We start from the raw sequence: 20,939 nt of genomic DNA on the forward strand, positions 1-20,939 counted from the left end.
CTCAGATGTTACCCATCTGCTATCGAATACGGGATGAGAGTTTACTTAATTTGAGAAAAACATCTACTCAAGCAGTTGGTATAAATTTACTTTCGGTCGTAGCTGGTACTGTAGTTGGGACATGGGTAGCGATTCCCCCAACTCAGGTTAAACAGGAGATTTACAGCATCCAGCCAATTTTGCTGGGTGTAGGCATAGGTGAATTAGTTGGTTTGATTCTGGCACTAGTAGTTATTTGGTTTACCAGGGAGTAAGTATGAGTGCAGCATTTGACTTTTTGGTTAACACTGCGGGTGGTTTGTTAATGAACCTGGGTGTTTCTGGGATGGTGGGACAGCTATTGGGAGTGGGGGCTGCTCTTGCCCTGCATCCTCTGTTGCTACTAACCGGAATAGTTGTGGGTGGTGCGGGAATTGCGATCGCGCGCGAGTTAAACAAGCGTCCTCAGTTGCAGTTGGTTGTTGATAATACGTGAGGGGTAAATGATGTTTACTCCTACACCTGTCCGAAAAAAACAACCAAGTCGAAGAAGACAAAAGGTAAATGTCACCCTGTGGACGGTTTGTTCGACTGTTAGTGCGCTGTCTGTTATTGGGGCGGTTGCATTAATGGTTGGATGGAAGCAACAAATTCCAGGTAATCAGATATCGGAGGTACAGCAAGTAAAGGCGCAAGTTGCCCAAATTCGAGAAGTGTACTTAGAAAAGCTTTCCCGTACTGACTACAATATAGACCATCTGTCCAGTTACTCCTCGGTAGAAGGTGCGCCTACTCTTACAGGCTGGCGACAGTTAGCGGCGGCATTGTGGGGACAGCAATTGCGGGGTGAAATATCCAGAATGCAGGCTAATGAGAAATCTGGGTTTTACCGCCTTCATTATATGCCGGCACTGGAGATAGTTAAATTCAACTCGCTGGATGTTTTGTTAGAAGCGGCTTCTGGAAATAATAGTTTTTATTGGGGATACCGCAAAACCGATGGTACGAAAGTTGAGGAGAAGATACCAACCGGGGCTGCTGCTGTTTTGATCTTGGGTAAATTAGAGGCGATTGATTACGCCCAGAATTTGGAATCTCAACCATCAGTCGATCTGAACCAAATGCTAATTCAGATTAGGAATGCTCAAGAACCATACTCGCTTGCACAGGCGCAGCTGTTACGGGCGCGGGGGTATTTAGATCCAGTAGAGCAGATGGCACAGGTGGCAGACATCCGCGAGAAAATACACCAGAAAGAGGAGGAAAGGCGAATATATCTCCAACAAATGAAGAAGCAATTACCTCAGCCAATTCCTAATAGAAAGCCTGTTAATAAATCAGGGGAGTGATGTCATGTATGTTAAGTTTGCTGCTGCGATAATTTGCATAGCTTTGTGTTCGCTCAATGTTGTAGCGGCAGTCAAACGTACCCCTATTCGTACTACCCTGGAAGGTTCAACTCGCACAACGATTGAGATGATGCCATCTCCCAATTCAGGAGTGCATTGGATGAGTGCAGTTATATTTCTGGCTGGGTTTACTTGTTTCTTGAGTTGGGGAATTTCTGACTATAACAATGCAGTTGAAGAAACAGATGCAGTGTCTGAAAATTTGGGAAAATCTGGCAATCAACAACTTCATGTTGGTGTTCCTAATACTGATATTCAGCCTTCTTTAATCCCCCCAGTTTCGCCTCCTGGGATGAGATTTAATAACGAGTTTTCTGCTAAAAATGTCGTTCAATTTTCTCCTCGTTCTGCTGTTTCTGGATTAGGGCGAGTAGATAGTAGTCAGGTTGTGGAAGATGGAGTACAAAATCAACCTGGAATCTTATCTCCAGAAGAGTTTTACGCTCAACTTCAAGATGAAGATTTTTGGGAAGATACTAACTCCCAAATAAATAATAAACCCGCCAGCTAGTTAATTTGAGGTCATATTATGAGTAGAAATCAACGCCGTAATTTTGATGTTGATTATTCTGAAGGTGGAGCAATTGTGCCTGCCAATCGATTGCAAAATATGTTGCAGCAGGTACAGCAAGGAGGAATGGTAAATCAGCAACCTAGCGTTTCTCCTATGACCACTTATGATACTCAACCCGTAGAAGTTAGGTATATTAATGCACCTACTGCTTATAAGCCGAGAGTTCCTCAGATAGAAATTCCCTACATTGAGACTTGGAAAGCACATAGGTTGCATCCACAAAATCCCTGGAGATTTGGCTGGTATCCAGTATATTTTTTATCTGATGTAATTAAATCTCCTGTGGGTGTCGCTGCTGTGGGAGTGTGGTTGTTAATAATGCTGTTAAATTTTCTCCTTAATGGCAGTTACACCGGGCCAGGATATGCAGCTGGGAAGAAGATTGAAGTTGTACCCAAGGAAGTTCCTTCTTTTGCCCTGCCTGTGGTTAAGCAATTGGAATAATGTCGGTAAAGGCAATTTTTTGGTTAGTACTGCTGGTATGGATTGCAGATATCTTGCAACCAGGATATTTGCAGTTTTATAACTGGCGTAATGCTGTGGCATTAGCACAAAAGCTTCAATTTTTATCGCCAGCTGTTGTTTCTACTGCTGCACCTAGCGTGAATATATCTTCTAATCCTGTCTCTACGCGCTATTCCCCTAAAGTTCAGGAATCTGCAACATCCGGAGATGGACTAAATTCTCCTGATTGCCGTGTAGCTCAGAATGATTTTGAGGAAGTATTGAGTACTGCAAAGATTGGTTGTTGGCAGGTTTCTCCTGCTAATGCAAAAAGGCGTTGAGACAATGCGAATAATCTTTGAAACTGACAGTAAAAAGGAGGTTAGTAATTCGACTGTAACTAGTTCGGATGAGACAGCCGATACTAATTCGAGTGAAAGTTGGAGATATGCGATCACAACCTCAGTTGTCATTGCAGCTATGGTCATTCCCCAGGTTTCTGGATGGATTGAATCTCAATTGCTGGTTAAATCTCTCCAGAATCTAATACTTCCTAAAACTGTTGTTAGTAATAAGGTTTTAAATAACGGTCGAATTGCCTTTCCTACTGCGGCTGGTACTCCTATAACTAGTGAATTTGGTTGGCGGACACACCCCATTACAGGCGATCGCAAGTTTCACAGGGGAATTGATTTTGGTGCAGCCAAGGGTACTCCAATTTATGCGGTTGATGCTGGCCGAGTAGTTTTTGCGGGTGACAAGGATGGTTACGGCAAAGCAGTTGTTATTCAGCATCAGAGAAGTTTATCTACTCTCTACGGTCATGCCAGTCAGCTGTATGTGCAGCAGGGACAACAAGTTGTCCGTGGGCAGATGATTGCAGCAGTAGGTAGTACGGGCTTTTCGACGGGGCCACATTTACATTTTGAGGTTCACGTTAATGGTGTAGCGCAGAACCCCCGCCTTTATTTACACGAATATTTAGCAAACCGTTGAAAGTTATTTAGCTAGTGGCAAGAGCAATGCAAATTGTACCGATTTTTATATCAGGTGTAGTTGGTGCAGGCTGCTCTGTTGCATTTTCCTATGGAGTAGCTTCACTGCCATGTGGATTGGTATCCAAGGGTGCAGATACTGTTTGTCAGGTGCGTAGTTTTGGTAAAGCAGTTGATAGTTGGAAATTTGGGTTTATTGTTGGTGGTTTAGTAGGATTGATTTTCAGTCCTCGTCATCAATTTATATCCCGTTTTCAACCCATTCATTTGTCAACTGCTTCCTTAATTACTTTGGGAATTTATTTTTCAATTTCTCAAAATACTGGTTTTTCTTCATTGTCGTCAAATAGTTTAAAAGGAAGAGTTAGTGCAAGAGATTACTCACCACATCCTTCTTCACCACGTTTGAGTGCTTTTTTAGCAACAATTCGTTGGGCAGAAACAGGAACAAGTGAGCCAGAAAGTTATCGCAAGTTAGTATTTAACGGAACTTTTAATGATTTTTCTACACACCCGTTAAAGAAACAGTGCGCTCCTATTAATGGTAAAAATGTTTGTTCAACTGCGGCTGGTGCTTATCAAATGTTAGATATAAGTTGGTATGACCTTCAGCCAAAGTTAAACTTAAAAGATTTTAGTCCAGCTTCTCAGGATAAGATGGCAATTGAATATATTCGTCGTAATAATGCTTTAAGTGATATTGAAGCAGGAAGGTTTGATACTGCTGTATGCAAAGTAGGTAGAATTTGGGCTTCGTTTCCTTGTAATAATTACAATCAAAATGCGAAATCAATTGCTCAACTAAGAACTTATTATCAGCAACATTTACAAAAGTTTGAAATTTCTAGAAAGTGAAACTTAGTAATGTTACTACCATACAATGACATTAAGGGTAATACTGAATTTCAAAAACAACAGCTTTGGACTGCAATTGTACAGGCCAAACAAGATGGTTTGAGCAATGAAGAGATTATAGAGAATGTACGGGAAGCTTTACCTGATGCAATGGTTTTTTTTGCTGAAACTGTTTTAAAGCAGATTGACTTTAGAACAAAATTATCACGTCCAGTTGTTGAATTTAATTTAGAATTTTTATTTCAGGTAATATACGAATCAGTAATTGCAGGTACAAACGATGATGAAATATTATCAATATGTGCAGAACACTGTACTTTAAACCAGTACGAGTTTGTATGTTATGCACTTGAATATATCCATCTCAATCGAATGCCATCACAGTGGGAGAAAAATAACGTATATCAAAAAATGATTGAGATAGTTAGTAACTCGCCAATTGAAGCTTTATTTGAACATATTGAGTCTATAAAAAACATTTATCTCAAGCAGATTGGCTATGAAGTAGTGCAGCACAATCTTTATAATTTATTTTTAAATAATAAACCAATTAGTTACTTTACTGATTTAGCAAATAAATCGAGAGATAACTTTATTAAAAACTATTGCTACCGAACGGCAGTGCTTGTTGCCCGTGCTAAAGGTAAAGCAATAGATTTAAAGCTGGTAAGAGATGGAACAATTGTTTTAAATGAAACTAAATGTTTAAATAGTGAAATTGCTAATAATGGGATTGTTAGCTCAAATATTTTAACTATGGGACAAGCAGGAAAACTATTAGTTGATACGTTAGAAGATTTTAATATTAATGCTAAGTATGTCGATGCCAAAAATGGCCCTACTTTTAACCGTATTAGGGTAAAACTGGGACGGGGTGTTAGTTATAAAAAAGTAGAAGATATCGGTAATGACTTAGTACAGCAGCTTGGTGAAGAATTAGGCTTAAAAGTTGCGCCAATGGTGAGTGTAGTGCCTGGGGGAGTTGTATTTGACATACCCAGGTTAGACAGACAATTTGCTTATTTTCGTGATTACTTTAGTTTTGACGGCGAACCTGACATTTATTCGGTGTCTATCCCCGGTGGTGTTGATGTTGATGGCACTTATGTCGAGATTCCCCTTTATAGCGATAACGTGACCCATATCCTGGGTGGTGGGCGGACGCGGGGTGGAAAATCGCAATTTGAGAAAGCCGCAATCTTGTATTTGGTGCGACGATATCCCCCTTCTGTTGTTCGATTGGCACTTTCAGATGTTAAACGAGTGACCTTTGGTAAATTTGATGGACTTCCCCATCTTGTTGCCCCAGTTGCGCGTGATGCAGAGTCTACCGCTAACTTACTCGATTACTTGGTCGAAGAAATGGAATTGCGTTACCAGGAATTTGAGTGCCACAGCAGTATTGAAACGATCGCACAGTACAATTCACGCTTCGCACCTGATTATGTCATGCCGCGAGTGATTTGTCTAATTGACGAGTGTTTTGACCTACTTTCCGATGATAACTACTGCGATCGCATTGAGACTGCGCTGATGAAGTTGCTTGCAAAAGCGGGTGGTGCGGGGATTCATGTATTGTTATACACTCAACGACCTGACAAAAACGTGATAGACCCATTGATTCGCTCAAACTTTCCAGCGAAGACAGCCTTTGTGACAACCCGCCCTGAAGATAGTTGTATTATCCTGGGGGACGATAAAGACAAGCGTGCAGTTTATTTGCTGGGATACGGTGATTTTTTGTACAAGACGACTGAAGTTTTACGACTCCAAGCTTTATATGTTGCTGACGATGAAGACCCTGAATACTTCCAGCAATTACTCTTGGAAGCAAAAAACCAGAACGATCCTTATACAGCATGGAAATCTGGGTTAGACTTTGATGAATTTGTCGCTAGTCTGTATGGCGAGAGTAGTAGTAATGATAATGGTAAATTTAAAGCCACTACTGCTACTAAAACTAAGCAATCTAAGACTGATTTTGAGGGCAGTTTTAGTTTTAAGGTGCAGCTTGACGAAGAAGCAAGAAACTCAATTATGAATTTGCATCAAAAGGGCTATCAACTTGATGAAATCGTCAAAGCAGTATTCAATTTATCCCGTCAAGATGGTAGGTCATACAAGAAATTTAGAAACGTTGTTGAAGAATTTTTAAATAACTTGAAAGGTGGCGGTGAAGATGATATTTGAACTAACAATGCCTTTACCCCCTTGTATGAACGAAATTATTAACCAGGCACGGTCAAGTTGGCAAGCAAGTGCTGAACTTAAGAAGTACTGGACAAACTTAATTGGTGAATTTGTTAGAGAATGTGAATTTTATTTGGATAGTACAGTGTGGATTGAGTTCCATTGGTATCTCAAAAATTTTGCACGAGATAGTGATAATGTAGCTGCTGCCGCTAAATTTATCATGGATGGGCTAGTTACAGGGCGAGCAATTCGTAACGATAACCTGACAGTTATCCAATCACCTGTTGTTCATTACTATCATCGCAGTAGTGGTGATGATGGTGTACTGTTAAGACTTTCACAATCACCTGATTTTTTATTAGATAATTTTATTGTATCTAACCAATTTTCTAGAAAGAGTTTAGAAAGACACAATCAAAAAATCACACATTTAATCTCAAACAAATTGTAGTTTATCTAAAGGATAATAGTAATGTTACGTTATAAAGAATATACTTGGTTGATTGGTAAACTAAATGCAGGCAAGAATGTTAATTTATGGGGTAAACAGGATATTGGCAAGACTTTTACTGTTAAAAACTGTTTACTTAAAGATATTACTTTAAAGTCTGTTTATCTCAATCTTGAATATCCTTTTAGTGTGGCTCATCTCTTTAATGTTATTCCTATGAGTTTTGATTTGTACTACCAGCAGAATTGGCAAAATATAGTAAGCGAATTATCTGATGGATTAAATAGACTACTTGTGATTGATAACTTTGATAGATTGCACTTTGTTAGCGATAGTTTTAGCGACGATTTATTGAGATTACAACAGTTGGCTATACTAGAGAATTTTTCTTTACTATTAATATCTCGAATGCCGCTAAGATATTTTCACTTTCCGAGTTTTGTTAACTGTTTTGAAGAATTGGAATTAAACGAAACTAATACTTGGACTTTTGGAAAGTAGATATGTTATTTCTAAATATTGTTATTTGGTGATATTCCAGTTCGGGTAGATTGTTGTTTTAAGCAACAAAGCAAGTTCGACTCTTGCTATCACCATTGGGAATGAAACTACTACTGAGACTGAAAATTAACGAGTACATATCTATTAAATAGTTTTGGAATTGTTAATAGAGTAAGGGGTAGGTTAGTAGCGTAGTTCTCAGCAAATCCCAATTTGTGCCGGGGCGAGAGTAATTAAAAATCTTGTGACCTGCATTTTGGAGGAATGAATTATGTTGAAGAAGTTTGCGTTTAATGGCTTGAGAAACCTTAATGCTGCTTTTGGAATGGTGTCTTTGACTGCTATTGCTTTAGGCACTGTAGCAACTTTTTCTGGTTTGGGCTTATTGTGCTTAGCTAGGGGTGGATTCTCAATAGTTGAGAAAGAACGCTCTGAACAAATTGCTTATATCGGCACTGGTGCTATTGTATTGGGCTTTACCGGGATTATTTTTGCTTCCTTGGGCGGTGCTTTCTTCAGCATTGTTGAAGAATCGGAGGAAACTAATTCGAGTAGAGAAATTGCAAAAATAGCTGACACAAAACCGCTTGTACTTACAAAAACTGAGAACTCTGAAAAATCTGATTGTCTGTCTTCAATTTACACTTACACGGTGATGAATTTTGAAAGACATTCTGATTCAAAGTGCTTGGTTGTTTCTAGATTTGAGGAAGAACCATATCGGAAATTCGTACTTTACGAAGAATTACGTTCTCACCAAATTGACGACTTGGCAGTAATCTATGATGAAACTGATCCAGACAGATTAATTGGACAAACCTTCTCGTCATATCAGGCTTTACCTTGTGAAGCTTTAGAGGAGCATTTAGATATACACCGACGCTATATTAATGCAGTTAATAGCGAAGAATTTAGTTCTTGCTATTTGCAAGTATGTGCTGGGTGTAAGTTACTGCATGGTGCTAATAATATTGTTTGTGGTATTCATCCACATGGATGTTTGGAAAATAGTTGCTGTCCAGATAAGCAATGGGATGAACGTAAGGCCTTGTTTCCATTTGAAGATGATGCTGTTGTCGAAAATTTAAATAGAGAAATATCGTCCAATCAAGCGAATATTTACAAATTTTACGGCAATCTTATCTTGTGGGATGAATACGCTAACCGTAGGTTTTCTTTTTCCTATTCTGGCATCTTGCTTAAACATTCTGACAGATTGCTTGAGCTTGGTATGGAAGCAACACTTCTTTCTTACATCCAGTATTTCCGTACTCGAAATGTAGTGGTCTTTGACTATGTAGCATCAGGAAGAGTTTTAGAGTTTGCAAAGGAACTTAAGGGCATAGCTCAAATCGAAGTTGATGGTGATGAAATATCTATCTTTTTTGATATATATGCACCCTGTCATCGGTTTCGTCGTGATGGTGTATCGCTGCATCCTTACTCAACTTTCGTTCCTCAAGAACTCAGATATAACTACAACTTCGTTAGCTACGTTAACTACCTTAAGAGTAAAAAATCTGGAGTGCTGAGATGAATAAGGAAGTTTCTAAAAGCTGCGAGTACAAGCCGGAAAAATCGCATTTCGCATTTTTGCAATTTCTGTATCTTGAACTGGTAATTTCTCCAATTTAACAACTGCAAATTTTGGAAAACTTACTTCATCTAATTGCTTAAAAAGGCAATTTACCCTCCTTCCTCCTGCTATTAGTTGGGATACGTATAAAAGCTTTCACTCAGTACGGGGGTTTCCCCCGCTACTGGGTGGTAAGTCGCTATAACGCCGCCCATCAGTAATTCATGGAGGAATCACATTATGTCTGCTTTTGCAATATCGCCTTTTGTGCAATCTGTTAACGATGTTTTGTTTCCAATCGAGTTGTTTTTGATGGTCTTCCCAATCTTCTGTGTGATATTTGTCCCTGCTCAATCACTATCACTTCAAGTTAGTAATAGCGTTGGGGTGATTTCTGAAGAGTTGCCAGTTTTGGAACCTCTTGGTGATTTGACTGGTGTTGGTGCTGTTTCTGTTCGGGAAGAATTTTCTAAACCAGAATCTTCCATTATTGAAACTGCTCCACCAGTTGTTGAAACTGAGGTTGCGGATGAAGCTAGGCAGCTTGTGCTAATAGACGTTAAGGAAGAAAGGAAGAAGCTTTTGGATTTAGGTGCGCGGAAGCTGCGACAGTTCTGCAAAGAACGCCGAATTCAAGGCTATTCTACCGTCTACAACCGTAAAAAACTCGATGGACTCGTTGACTTTCTGATCGCACAACAAGTGATCTCTGCTCAAGTGGTCGAGTGTGTGGAAATGCTTGCTTAGAATTAGAATTTGGTGAAAAGCCTCGGTAAAAACTGGGATTGCAAAACTACTACCTTGGGATAGGATAATACTTGCTTGATGACTCTTTCTATTAAGGTTGAGCTTCCAAAATGCGTCCTATACTTCTTGGCGATAGTGTTGGTAAACCTCTCCTAGCGGCTTCTTCTGCTACCTGCATATGGTAGTGGTGCTTTGAGCGACTAGGTTTTCGGTTCTTGCTCCATTCGCTGATTTCGACAATTTTGCTTGCCTCTGTACTTTTGCACTTTTTAGGTCTGCCTACGTTGACACCTAATACTTCATTAGCTTTTGCGATCGCCGACTCCTGGGTTTCTGACAAGATGGTACTTGATGTCCATCTTTTCTTCCACTTTGCTATTGAGTTTTCGGTTACACCAATCTCTTGGGCTAAAGCTACATATTTTTTGCCTTCGTTTAGCCCTAGCAGAATTTTCGCTCTTTTGCTAACTTCATCGCTGCTCGTTGCTGCTATGTGTTCTAGTGCTTGTTTTTCAAGAGAATTTAATATTTGAAGATGAGGCATCTAAAAATTTACCCCTCTTTACTGTACAATTTTGCCAAATGGAATGAAGCCTGATATACTCTTTTTGTAGCGTTCATTTTTTCTAAAAACCCACCCAAAGCCCTGTTTGCACCAGGGCTTTGAGGAGAAAACAAGCCCACCTGTTAGTAAAACAAGGCGGGACATTATTTTGTCAATTTAATTAACTAGAGACATCATATCATGAGTTTAGCCAGTTTTACAAATCTTTCTTTCGGTAGATGTATTTTTCCCAAAAATAACACCAAAAAATATCTCTTCAATGAAATTGGTTTTAAATGGGTTAATAATAATAGTTTTCTACTGCAAAAATTCTCTTCGGGAGATTGTTTGATAATTAATTGTTCATTATTTACAAAAATTAATTATTTTTTAATAATATCACTTTCACTGTAGAAAGTGCCATCAGTCCTGCTGCTTGAGTTTTTCTACTTTCTGCTTAAGCTTTTCAAAATTGAACTTATCTTTTTTAGGCAATTTGTGACCCGGAGTATCAATATGTCTGAGGTGCATAGTCCGGCAATTGTATATATTTCTCCTGCGGAGTTGGTAGTTCATCCGAAGCTGATAGAAATATACGGTGAAAATGAGGTTCGTCCCGCTTTAGAAAAAAGTATCTCGGAAAAAGGGATTCTGGAATCTTTAAAGGTATCTGCACGCACTGGTGTAAATGTCGTCTTGGCAGGCAAGTGTCGTTTGCAGATAGCCCGCCAGTTGGGAATTTCTGCTGTTAAAGTGGAATTTGTCGAGTCTGGCTCGCCTGAAGAAGATTTGAAATTAGTGCTTGATTTTAATCTCCACCGCGAAGGCGGGAAGACTCATTACCAGAAATTTCACGAAGGGCAGTACTGGGAGAGCGTACTTCGTCCCCAAGCGAAAGAAAGACAGAGGGAAAGCGCTCGTCGTTTGAATGAAACGAAGTATTCAAATTTGAACACTTCGATAGATGAGAGTAACTCTCAATTAAATAAGGGTAAACCTGTGATTCAGGAGGTTTCAGAGAATCTAAGGATAAGTGTTGGCAGTTATCACAAGGGTAAAAAAGTATTTGAATATATTTCTCAATTAAGGGAACTGCAAAAATTTAAGGCAGTTGTTGCACTGGAGGCGGAATTTAACCGGAGTATTGATGCAGCTTACAAGTTTGTTTGCAATCAAGATATCTGTGAGCAGGTTATAAACCTGATTGAAGCGGATGAGATAGGTAGTATAAGTGATGGTATCGCTTGGATGCGGAATGGCGATCGCAATCCGTTTCGGCGTTTCCAAGTTGGTCAAGTATATCAATTTAAGGAAAGACTGCGGACAGAGTTGGAAATCGTGGGGCGTGTTATTGGTATAACTAATGAATTTGTTGTGTTTGGATTGAGGAATTTAGTAAATATGAACCTAGAAATCGTGAATCTACGTCCGCGACAGATTGATGCAGAGTTGCAAAATGAACCATCTGCTGAACAGAGAGCAAGAATTCTTCACTTAATGGAAAAGTTTAGGGATGTTTTTCCAGTTCAGGTATCTTTAGCTGAGTTGTTAAAACTCCCAAATTTAACTGATAAAGAGGAGGTTTTATTGCGGATGTATGAGTCTGACGTATTTGAAAAAACTTGGGAGGATTATAAGAACCAAATGCAAGCAATGGAAGTGTCTACAAATAGAAAAAAGGATAATATTCGTGCTGCATAGGTAGCTGTGAGCAGTTAATCTAGCAGAGAATTTATCCCACAATTTAACGTTACCTAATAGATTAGCATCTCAATACTAATTGCAGTACGAGTTCATATTTTGGGTGCTGAACTCGTATGGATATATTTGACTGTTTTTTGTTTTTAAATTCGTTGGTGGAGTGTAATTTCATCTTCACCCATTGTACTAACTTCTGTCAATTTTTGGTGACACTTTTAGGTGTTACTAGCTTTGCATTCTTATTCCAAAACTATTTTCTAGATTTAGTCACAACTTCGCTAGAACTGACGTATTTAAATAGCTCTCAAAAAAAAGTTGGGTAGCCGCATTGTTGTTGGTGAAGCGTGTTGGACTAAATCTTAGCCTAAGCCTACGTATGTCTAAGCCTAAACAAGTATAACCTCTGTTTGCTTTCAACCATGAGACGATTACCAGTCGCCTCCAACAAGCGGATAACCAACCGCTTCTTAATAAAACAAAAATTTCAAATTTAGGCTAACACATTTTGACCAACAGCGAGGCTACCTGATGCACTAAAACCATCAGGACAGTCACTCATGTTCCAAGAAGATTTCGGGGCAGATGTTGATAACAGGCCCCAATTAAGTCTTTCACAGCCTGTAAAAAAGAAAATCAAACCCCACCTGCCCGTAGAATCATTGGGCAAACGCTACGTAGAGCGTTTTTGGCATCCATTTGGGGCGATAGTTGCCCCTTCTTTAGTAGAAGGTGCAAAACCAGCATGGCGTACCATCGATTATTACCTGCAACCTTCCCAACTGTGGAAGCTGCACCAAGATAAGTCAAAACTAGTAGGTCTGCGTTTTGACAACACAACCCGTTACGCCACAATCGATTTAGACTTTTTTGGTGACTACCATAACATTGAATCCATAAGTCGCATCAAAGCGGCACTAGAGGAAATCGGCATAGTCGATATCGTCATTCTCCAGTCCAGCTTTAGTGGTGGTTATCACTTGATTTTAAACTTTGCATCTCCCCTGCCCACCTTTGCCGTAGCTTGCGCCTTAGAAATTACTTTGAGAAATGCAGGCTTTATCATACGCCAAGGACACCTAGAAATCTTCCCCAATACTAAACCATATAGTGCCAAACAAATAACCAACTACAAAGCCATCCGTTGTCCCATGCAACCGGGTAGTGGGTCATTTTTACTTGATGATGACTTACAACCAATTAGCGATTCCGTTTCTATCTTCCTCGATTATTGCGATCGCGCGGCCAGTCGGCAAGATTTAACCAAATTAAAACGGGTAGCGAACAAAGCCAAAAAACAAATTGCACAGGAGAGATATCGTAAGCAAGAGTCTGCTGATGCTGCACAGTGGCGTGCCAACTGGGAAGAAATAATTGCGATCGGTTGGACGGGACAAGGACAAACAAACACCCTCCTCCAGATTTTTGCAGGCTATGGAATCGTCTTTCTAGACTTAAGAGGCGATAAATTAGTCGAATTTTGCCTTTCCACCGCAATCAACGCCCCTGGCTATAAGCAATATTGCCGACACCAACATGAAATCGAAGCTAGAGTACGGCATTGGGTAGAATGCACAATTCGTAATAAATGGTACAGTGCCTACGTTAGTTATCCCGAACGGCTATTGAGTACATTCGCCAACACATTTGCAGAAGCCATAGCAGGTGTTAGCAGCATTGAGCAACCCAAAGATAACGTAATTTTATTTGACCGTCGCCACCAGCAGAACTGGGAACGTAGCCAACAAGCCCAAAGACGCATCCAGATAGTAGTAACAGCAATAGAGTGGGGTAGTGGATTACCAGCAGGGGCTACTGAACGGGCAAAAGCTATACGTGCTGAGTATAAACGCCGCTTTAACAAAACTGTCTCTCAAGAGACACTACAAAAGCACTTACATTTGTGGCATCCCACACGCTACATTTTAGACCCTTGGGCAGAAAATAGCTTAAACCCTTATCAATCAAGCGAGAACGGGCAATTTTACGAATTTCAAAGCTCGTTTGTAAAACACGATACTCAAAATCCTTGTGGAATAAGTAATTACGTTCATTCTTTCTATATGAAGGTTTTTTGTAAGTGTTTACCTCCTGCTGCTACAGCCCCCCAAGGGCTGGAGTCAGCAGGGTTTGTTGAACAACCTGATGTTTCTCAGTCAGACTCAGCTGTCATCCAGTCTGCGGAAAATCTTGAATTCATAAATTCTTCTAATACTGCTGAAATTAATTTAAATAAAACCAGCAATCAATTAAAGAATTCAGTTCATACAAATATTTTACAATCAAATCAATTCAGTTCTGATCAGGATTTTATATACCTGTGTAGCTCTGGCACGTCGTCAAAAGTTGATAATCAAAACTTATCTAACACGAAGAATAACGGGCTGGGTGTAGTTTCGATACCTGCTGCGGTTCCACTAGAACAACCACTCAAAAACGCCAACAACGGCTTGCAGGGCGCATCTGTTGGTGAGGAGACTACTGATGTTTCCTACCGCATCGAGGAACTCAAGCGAGTGACAAAACTACGGCTAATGGCTCTAACCCAAGCTAAGGCTAAGGTGCGCCAATACTGCGTAATCACGGGACATATTCTCAGCACTCAAGAACGCGATCGCTTAGAGCAACGTGCCAAAATGCAATTCTACCTCGATTCCGGTAACGAAACTCTAATTGCAGAAGCTGAGGAGTGGGCGACTGCCAATCCTGGGTGTCTACCGTTTTCCTTGGAGTTGGAAAGCGAAAAATTTTGGAAAAGATGAGGGATATCAGGCGGTAAGATGTTTGGTATTTTAGATTTTAACTGCACAAAAAGAGGTGATTCAGCTTTACAGAAGTTATTAATTTGTGAGTAAAATTTTGTACAAAAATATAGAAGGAGCTATGAAAGATATCTTAATGGAAAAACTGTTTAATCAAGCAGTTGAACCAATCTTCCAAGCCAATAATTTAACTAAATATTCAGCACTGAAACAAAGAGAGGATGAATTTAAATCACTGTTTAATATTGAATTAGCAGAATACGTGGACTCGAAAAGAGGATTTGATTTTTCTCTATTTATTCGTGATTTTTTAAGTGAAGATTGCTTGCCGTACAGGGATGCTATTCAACAAAAATATGGAAAGCGGGCAGCAGATTTGATTGGGGAATTAATTTGTATTTGAAAGCAAAAAAAGTTAGCCGATAGTTAGAATTTTATAACTGTACAATCAGCATTCCGTGCAAATTTGAAACTATGTATTTGTATCTTCCTGACTTAATTGTTGCCCAAACTCAGATATTGAACCTGTAGTTACAGCTTTTTCTAACAATTGATTCAGTAACTCAATGTCATATAATTCATTTAGTTTTTCTACTAATTCAGTAGGAACATTTTTAAATCGAATTGTTAGGATTTGAGCAATATATTTCTGGGTAGCTTTTGCTATACCTATGCGTTCTATGCTTGTTATGTATGTCATTTGCTGTTCAGCCTCAAAACGCTCTAATTCGGCTTGAAAATTTAAGTCTAACTCCGGTGGTAGAGTCATTAATCTATCTAGCAACCGGAAGATTTGCTGGATTTTATCTCTACTATAGCCTAACTCATACATTCGTTTAATTAAGCTCAACTTCCACTGCAATCGGCCTGCTAAATCTTGAGTTGTGGCTTGTGTCCGCAGGTGCGCCATCACTAGTACAGCAAAAGGACTATCACTTTGTTCCAATTCTGACCAACGAGATTCATAGTCCAGTAGCTTGACAATGGGAAACTGAAGACTCAAACGACATCCCCAACGTCCATAACTATATTCTTGCGGTCGCCAGTTGGCTTGATTATCCCCCAGAATTGCCAAGCTAACAACTTCTTGGTTATAACGGTCAAAGATTCTGTAGTGGTAAGAAAACATCCGTTTAGGGAAGTTGGGATCTACTTGACTTTGAATTTCCAGATGAATCAGCAACCAAGTTTCCTTTCCATCTTTTAGCCAAACTTTGATTAGCTTATCGACAAATTGTTTACCAATTTCAGATTCTCTCATCAACTGCTGCAATTCTTGATCGAGAAAATCATAGCCTCGTTCCCAATCAATTTCTGCTTGAATCTCTGGAAAAAAGAATGCAAGAAACGCTTCAAAATATTGTTCTACACCTTCCTTCCAAGCACCATCATAATCAGCTCGTACTTCACTCATAGATTATTTACCATCAAAATATCATAATGCCTTTTTTGAAAGTCAAGTTACTTTAAACGACATAAAATTTATGACTAATTTACATATCAACAAATGTTGTTTTAATATGGAATTTTGTTGCTTGGTTTTTTAAGCGATAGGTTACATACTCAGAGTAGTTTATTCAAAATAAATTAGGAAGATTTTATTGAGCAATATAGTTGCTGATTTACCTATTGCATTAATTTAATTTATGAATTTTTTGTTTACAAATTTAAAAATTTAGATTGATATTAACCTGACAAAACAAAGTTTAGCCACTTTGTAAACAATATTATGACCCGAAAAAATAAAGAACAACCAGCCATGTCAAATAATACTTCCTCCAATACTAATGGTAAACCTCAAAAGCGACTGATAATTATAACAGGTGATAAAGGTGGCGTGGGTAAAAGTACCTTTGCACGAGCAATATTTCAACTTTACATTAATAAAAATCTACCCTGTGTTGCTTATGAAGCTGACTTAAGGAATCCTCAAATAGAAAGATATTTTCAAAAAGATTACCGCCCAATAATACGTTATATTGATATTTTTCATAGAGGTGGTGCTGACGATTTATTAATTAATCTAGATGAGAGTGATTGTCCTATCACATTATTAGACTTACCTGCACAATCTGGAGGTTTTTTTGAAAGTTATGTTAAAGAGCTTGCATTTTTTGAAGTTCTGAAAACTGAAATTAATTGTCGAGTAACAATGGTTTCAGTGATTAGTAGAGTTCTTGACTCTATAAATGTTTTAGAAAAACTTCGTGAACTTTGTAAAGACCAAGTAGATTATATTGTTGTCAAAAATCTCTTTCATGGTGAAGAAGAAAAGTTTGAGCGATATAATGACTCTTCCCTACGTCAGAATATGCTTGCAGAAAGTCTAATAGAACTTGTAATGCCAGATTTATTCTACAAGTCTTATGACTTTCTTGACCGCCATGCTTTAACCTTTAATGAAGGTCAGACTCATAAAGAAACAAATATTGTAATTAAGTCAAGAATTAAATCTTGGCTTGCTGAGTTTGAAGCGCAAATTAAGCCAGCATTTAATTTATTGGGTTTTGATATACAATCAGATGACTGTTACTATCCAGCAGTTGTAGAAAAGTCTAAAGAGCTTAGAGAAAACGAAGAAAAAGAAAAAGCTAAAAACCAAGATGCAAATTTACCATCTCAAGATATAGCTGCTTAATTGAATAGTTTGCTTGGTTGATTATGTTTAAAAAGCGTTTTGTAATTACATCGGGTGATGCGCGTGTGGGTAAGTCCACAGTTTCTCGGCTCTTGCTGGAATTGTACTTGAAAAGTAAATGCAATGCGCGTATTTTCTACCACGGTTATCGTAACAAACTGTCGATGTATAAATCAAAAGGTTTTGAAATAAACCATTTGGGATTGTCTAGGGGCGATTCAGATAGATTATTACTTGACTTAGAAATGTTTCCAAATATTGATGTAGTTTTGACAGATATGCCAGGTCAAAACCATCAAGAGTTCAAGTTTTTTGATAAAGATGTTTCACTGATAGAAAATCTTAACCATCTCGGATATCGTGTTACTTTCTTGCACCCGATATCACATCGTAAAGACTGTGTTGAAGATTATCTTGAGGATTTATACCAGCATTTTGGTAGTCAAGTTGACTATGTTGTTATCAAAAATTATTACTTTGGCAAGCAATTTCGATACTATGAAGGTAGTAGATTCCAAGCTGATATTAAAAAATTAAATGGCTTGGAGCTAGTTTTGGGGGGATTGCATAACGAATTTTACGAGTTGCTTGAGGATACTGGTTTACCCTATGCTCAACTTATTGAAACTAACTCGCCTCTTAATACTATTCAGCGTTCAATAGTATTCAACTGGATAGAGAATTTTAATAATTCTATTGTTTCTAATGAGATTGCTTTGAATTATTTAGGATTAGGTAATCACTGTACAAAACTAGCTTCTGTAGGTGCAAATCAACAAAATCCTTCCAATTTTGATGTAAATGAAAATATTGAATCTGAAGAATGGTAAGTATTATCTTTACCAAATTGACAGTGAGGTTTTAAATTAACTGTTTAAACAACCTATGACCAATATTGCAAAAGTTGTTGAAAAAGTAATTGCAGAATATTCTGAAGAAAAGAAAGCAGAGGTCACTGATTGGATACTTAAATTGGGTGTTAGACCTGATGACCCCTTGTTTAATCTATATGCCGAACTAGGTACAACCCAATTTGCGTTACAGCAACTACCTGGTAGGCTTGACTCGCTTGTGGTGGGTTGGGCTGACATGGTGGACGATAAGTTAAATAGTGCTTCTAAGGTGGCAATACAGCAACAAAAAAATGCGATCGCCCAAGCCGCTAAGGATTTAATTAAGATGACTAAGCAAGCTGGTGGGGCATTGCCTCTCTTGGGTGTAAGTAATTGGCGATTGGCACAAGTAGCGGGAGTATTGGGTTTTGTACTGGCTTTAGGGACTGCAATTGGTGTTTTTACACACAAGACCATTGCTGGAAGTGTAACTTTTCAGCAGGCGGCTTCTGGATCTGCCATCTTACAACCCGAAGATAAAAAGCTTCTGGATTGGGCTAAATCCAATGAAGGTAAGGTAGCGCGTAGTATTTATATGAAAAACGCCGCCATCATTAAAACTTGCCGCCAGCAGAAGAAGTATTCAGGCGGCTGCATAATTGCAGTTGATTAATTTTCTAGGCAACCCAGCCTTTGTATCCCTTATTACTCGTTTTAGCTGTATCCTTTTGACTATTTTGGTTGGTTTTGACCCTTGTGTGGGTTTCTTGAGTAATTTCTTCTTCGATTTTCATGTCTGCAAAGCTGAGGATTCCCAGGCGGATAGCTTCCCGGATAGCGTTTAATCTATCTTTGACTCCTAACTTGATAAATGAATTATGTAAATATGACCTGACTGTACCTTCGGAAACATACATGACATTAGCAATTTCATTATTTTTCATGCCACCAGCCGCTAATTTGAGAACTGTAATTTCTTTACTAGAGAAATCACTTAACAAATCTAGTGAATTTTTATCGGCTGTGTCATTTGACCTAAGATTATCAATCAAAATGCGATTAATAGTTGGGTCAATCCATGATTCGTTATTGTATGCAGCCATTACTGCTTCAATGAATCTTTCTCCTACTTCTTCTCTGGCATTATTTTTACAGTAGTAGCAGTCTGCGCCATTACTAATTGCTGCGTTAATGGTATCTCGGCTGCTATTTGCAGTCATAACCACTATTTTAATTGATGTGTGTTTGCATTTAATTAAACTTATGACATCAGTGCCATTGATATCAGGTAAATCAATATTTATCACCACGATATCTGGCTTTTGTTGGTCAACAATTTCTATTCCTTCTTTTCCGGTTTTTGCAAGGCCACATACCTGGATTTTACCAGTTTCAGATAATATCGTCGCCGCACCGACCCTAGATATGTTCTCATTTTCAATGATGACAACATTAATAGGTTTCATATTACATACTGTTTGGTTTAGTATTGTCCCTGATAATAATACTTATAGCACTTACTTTTTACTGTTTCTTAATCTTTACAGTTACTATAAATTAATCAGCTTATTTAAAAACTTTATTTTTAATTTTAAAAAATTTACAAAGTCACGGGATGGTTTGTGTAGTTTTCATTAAGCAATATATTTACTAGGCAATTTTATTGATCGGTTTTAGTTTTAATAGTATTTATCAAATTTAGGGAGTAATAAACGATTTTTTATGAATTTCAATAACCTTTTAGAATGGATAGAAAATATTGTTGTTTGGTCTTTAATAGTAATGCTATGTTTGGTCGGGTTAGGTAGATTACCTATTAACCCGACGAGTTTGTTTGATTTTACTGCGTCTTTTTACTATTTTTCTGTTGCGGTTATTATTTGCCCCAAAACTCCCTTGAGTTTTAATAACAAGCTAGTTTTGGGGTTTATAGCTTTTTCGTATGGTGTGTGCTTTGGGTTGATTTAATTTAATCTATCTCTTGAACAGCATTCTGGTTTTTGAATTGTTGTTGGTTCTGTTCGCAGCGTGCTTGTTGCTCATCGAACAGAGCCTTAAACAGTTCAAATTCATTATGGGTAAGGTTATTGATGATGATAGAGTAATTCTCTGAGCTATTATTACGAGATGCTAGCAATGCTTCTTGGCTTGCTTCTGAATCAGGCGAATTTCTATCAAGGCTAAGAGTTTGTGAATTTTCTTCTAATTTTAGGCTTGCAGTATATGCCTCACCTTTATAAATAATACTTTGTGTCTCTTTGTCTGGTTTACCGAATATATTTAAGCAGTCTAAAATTACAGGAATAACAAATTGTTGAATTTGGAAATTAGCGATAATAGATTGTACTTTATCGTATTGACCTTCTTCTACTAGATTGCCATTCTTGTCGTCATTTTTATTTGTAAAGTTTTTTAGAACATCTGGCTCAATTGTATTTTCTTTTGACTGGCTTACTTCGGGTTGTAAAGGTGACTCTGGACTAACTGGATTAACAAAATTGATAAGTTCAATTTCTGTGGAGCTTAACTTTACTTCCTCTTGTGCTATTTCACTGATTCTATTCATTTCTGAATTTAACTTTAACACAGCTTCTTGTCGTTCCTCAGCAGTTGGAGGATTTTTTGCATATTCTTCAAATTTCTCATCAGGTATATTAAGTTGTGCGATCAATTCTCTAAGGAGACAAGCTTGCATTGCTGGAGTTAAACCTTCTGCTGGAAACTCGATTAATTCTTTCAT

At 38.3% G+C, this 20,939-nt stretch carries 23 protein-coding genes; 19 read left to right on the forward strand and 4 right to left on the reverse strand.

What is annotated here, in order from left to right:
* Positions 1-5: 5 nt before the first annotated feature.
* The 13 genes from HG267_RS37245 to HG267_RS37305 all read left to right on the forward strand — a co-directional run bounded on the left by HG267_RS37245 (position 6) and on the right by HG267_RS37305 (position 9,724).
* Positions 6-254: a hypothetical protein gene (locus tag HG267_RS37245; protein WP_045873787.1), complete on the forward strand. Its 249-nt coding sequence runs from the start codon at positions 6-8 to the stop codon at positions 252-254.
* 2 nt (positions 255-256) lie between these two features.
* The gene (locus HG267_RS37250; RefSeq protein WP_045873786.1) at positions 257-475 is read left to right on the forward strand and encodes a hypothetical protein; all 219 of its coding nucleotides are present in this window, start codon (positions 257-259) and stop codon (positions 473-475) included.
* A gap of 10 nt (positions 476-485) precedes the next feature.
* Complete coding sequence (locus HG267_RS37255) at positions 486-1,328, forward strand: phage terminase large subunit family protein (RefSeq protein ID WP_045873851.1); 843 nt, start codon at positions 486-488, stop codon at positions 1,326-1,328.
* Positions 1,329-1,332: 4 nt separating this feature from the next.
* Positions 1,333-1,899, forward strand: a complete 567-nt coding sequence (locus HG267_RS37260) for a hypothetical protein (protein WP_045873785.1) — start codon at positions 1,333-1,335, stop codon at positions 1,897-1,899.
* A gap of 18 nt (positions 1,900-1,917) precedes the next feature.
* Positions 1,918-2,406 (forward strand): hypothetical protein, encoded by a 489-nt coding sequence (locus HG267_RS37265; protein ID WP_045873784.1) that lies wholly within the window; start codon positions 1,918-1,920, stop codon positions 2,404-2,406.
* Complete coding sequence (locus HG267_RS37270; RefSeq protein WP_045873783.1) at positions 2,406-2,747, forward strand: hypothetical protein; 342 nt, start codon at positions 2,406-2,408, stop codon at positions 2,745-2,747. Before HG267_RS37265 ends, HG267_RS37270 begins: the two co-directional genes overlap by 1 nt.
* 4 nt (positions 2,748-2,751) lie before the next feature.
* Complete coding sequence (locus tag HG267_RS37275) at positions 2,752-3,402, forward strand: M23 family metallopeptidase (protein WP_045873850.1); 651 nt, start codon at positions 2,752-2,754, stop codon at positions 3,400-3,402.
* A 26-nt stretch (positions 3,403-3,428) separates the two neighbouring features.
* On the forward strand, positions 3,429-4,256 hold the full coding sequence (locus tag HG267_RS37280; protein ID WP_045873782.1) for a lysozyme: 828 nt from the start codon (positions 3,429-3,431) through the stop codon (positions 4,254-4,256).
* A 9-nt stretch (positions 4,257-4,265) separates the two neighbouring features.
* On the forward strand, positions 4,266-6,446 hold the full coding sequence (locus HG267_RS37285; RefSeq protein ID WP_045873781.1) for a DNA translocase FtsK: 2,181 nt from the start codon (positions 4,266-4,268) through the stop codon (positions 6,444-6,446).
* Positions 6,436-6,900, forward strand: a complete 465-nt coding sequence (locus tag HG267_RS37290) for a hypothetical protein (RefSeq protein WP_045873780.1) — start codon at positions 6,436-6,438, stop codon at positions 6,898-6,900. The genes HG267_RS37285 and HG267_RS37290 overlap by 11 nt, the downstream gene beginning before the upstream one ends.
* 21 nt (positions 6,901-6,921) lie before the next feature.
* Positions 6,922-7,401 (forward strand): hypothetical protein, encoded by a 480-nt coding sequence (locus HG267_RS37295; RefSeq protein ID WP_045873779.1) that lies wholly within the window; start codon positions 6,922-6,924, stop codon positions 7,399-7,401.
* Positions 7,402-7,672: 271 nt separating this feature from the next.
* Positions 7,673-8,938 (forward strand): hypothetical protein, encoded by a 1,266-nt coding sequence (locus HG267_RS37300; RefSeq protein WP_045873778.1) that lies wholly within the window; start codon positions 7,673-7,675, stop codon positions 8,936-8,938.
* A 279-nt stretch (positions 8,939-9,217) separates the two neighbouring features.
* Complete coding sequence (locus tag HG267_RS37305) at positions 9,218-9,724, forward strand: hypothetical protein (protein WP_045873777.1); 507 nt, start codon at positions 9,218-9,220, stop codon at positions 9,722-9,724.
* 91 nt (positions 9,725-9,815) lie between these two features.
* Here HG267_RS37305 and HG267_RS37310 read toward each other — a convergent pair whose 3' ends face one another.
* Positions 9,816-10,268 (reverse strand): helix-turn-helix domain-containing protein, encoded by a 453-nt coding sequence (locus HG267_RS37310; protein ID WP_045873776.1) that lies wholly within the window; start codon positions 10,266-10,268, stop codon positions 9,816-9,818.
* A 516-nt stretch (positions 10,269-10,784) separates the two neighbouring features.
* Here HG267_RS37310 and HG267_RS37315 point away from each other — a divergent pair.
* From HG267_RS37315 to HG267_RS37325, 3 genes are all read left to right on the forward strand, one after another.
* Entirely contained in the window at positions 10,785-11,969 is a 1,185-nt protein-coding gene (locus HG267_RS37315; RefSeq protein WP_045873775.1) for a hypothetical protein, read from the forward strand.
* A 557-nt stretch (positions 11,970-12,526) separates the two neighbouring features.
* Positions 12,527-14,728 (forward strand): hypothetical protein, encoded by a 2,202-nt coding sequence (locus tag HG267_RS37320; RefSeq protein WP_045873774.1) that lies wholly within the window; start codon positions 12,527-12,529, stop codon positions 14,726-14,728.
* A 121-nt stretch (positions 14,729-14,849) separates the two neighbouring features.
* Positions 14,850-15,131 carry a hypothetical protein gene (locus HG267_RS37325; protein ID WP_045873849.1) on the forward strand — a complete coding sequence of 94 codons (282 nt, stop codon included), beginning with the start codon at positions 14,850-14,852 and terminating at the stop codon, positions 15,129-15,131.
* Positions 15,132-15,200: 69 nt separating this feature from the next.
* On the opposite strand, the gene HG267_RS37330 is transcribed toward HG267_RS37325, so the two are convergent.
* On the reverse strand, positions 15,201-16,142 hold the full coding sequence (locus HG267_RS37330) for an Rpn family recombination-promoting nuclease/putative transposase (RefSeq protein WP_045873773.1): 942 nt from the start codon (positions 16,140-16,142) through the stop codon (positions 15,201-15,203).
* A gap of 315 nt (positions 16,143-16,457) precedes the next feature.
* Between HG267_RS37330 and HG267_RS37335 the strand changes: the two genes are divergently transcribed.
* From HG267_RS37335 to HG267_RS37345, 3 genes are read left to right on the forward strand one after another with little or no spacing between them, the layout of a single operon-like run.
* Entirely contained in the window at positions 16,458-17,366 is a 909-nt protein-coding gene (locus HG267_RS37335) for a chromosome partitioning protein ParA (RefSeq protein ID WP_045873772.1), read from the forward strand.
* Positions 17,367-17,389: 23 nt separating this feature from the next.
* On the forward strand, positions 17,390-18,196 hold the full coding sequence (locus HG267_RS37340) for a hypothetical protein (protein ID WP_045873771.1): 807 nt from the start codon (positions 17,390-17,392) through the stop codon (positions 18,194-18,196).
* A gap of 55 nt (positions 18,197-18,251) precedes the next feature.
* A complete protein-coding gene (locus HG267_RS37345; protein ID WP_045873770.1) occupies positions 18,252-18,872 on the forward strand; it encodes a DUF6753 family protein in 621 nt (206 codons plus the stop codon).
* 4 nt (positions 18,873-18,876) lie between these two features.
* Here the strand turns inward: HG267_RS37345 and HG267_RS37350 are convergent, their stop codons facing one another.
* The gene (locus tag HG267_RS37350; protein ID WP_045873769.1) at positions 18,877-19,665 is read right to left on the reverse strand and encodes a response regulator; all 789 of its coding nucleotides are present in this window, start codon (positions 19,663-19,665) and stop codon (positions 18,877-18,879) included.
* Positions 19,666-20,168: 503 nt separating this feature from the next.
* Positions 20,169-20,939, reverse strand: coding sequence for a hypothetical protein (locus tag HG267_RS37355; RefSeq protein ID WP_045873767.1), 771 nt, complete (start codon positions 20,937-20,939; stop codon positions 20,169-20,171).

The organism is Tolypothrix sp. PCC 7601 (assembly GCF_025677855.1).
In the GTDB taxonomy this organism is placed as follows: domain Bacteria; phylum Cyanobacteriota; class Cyanobacteriia; order Cyanobacteriales; family Nostocaceae; genus Aulosira; species Aulosira diplosiphon.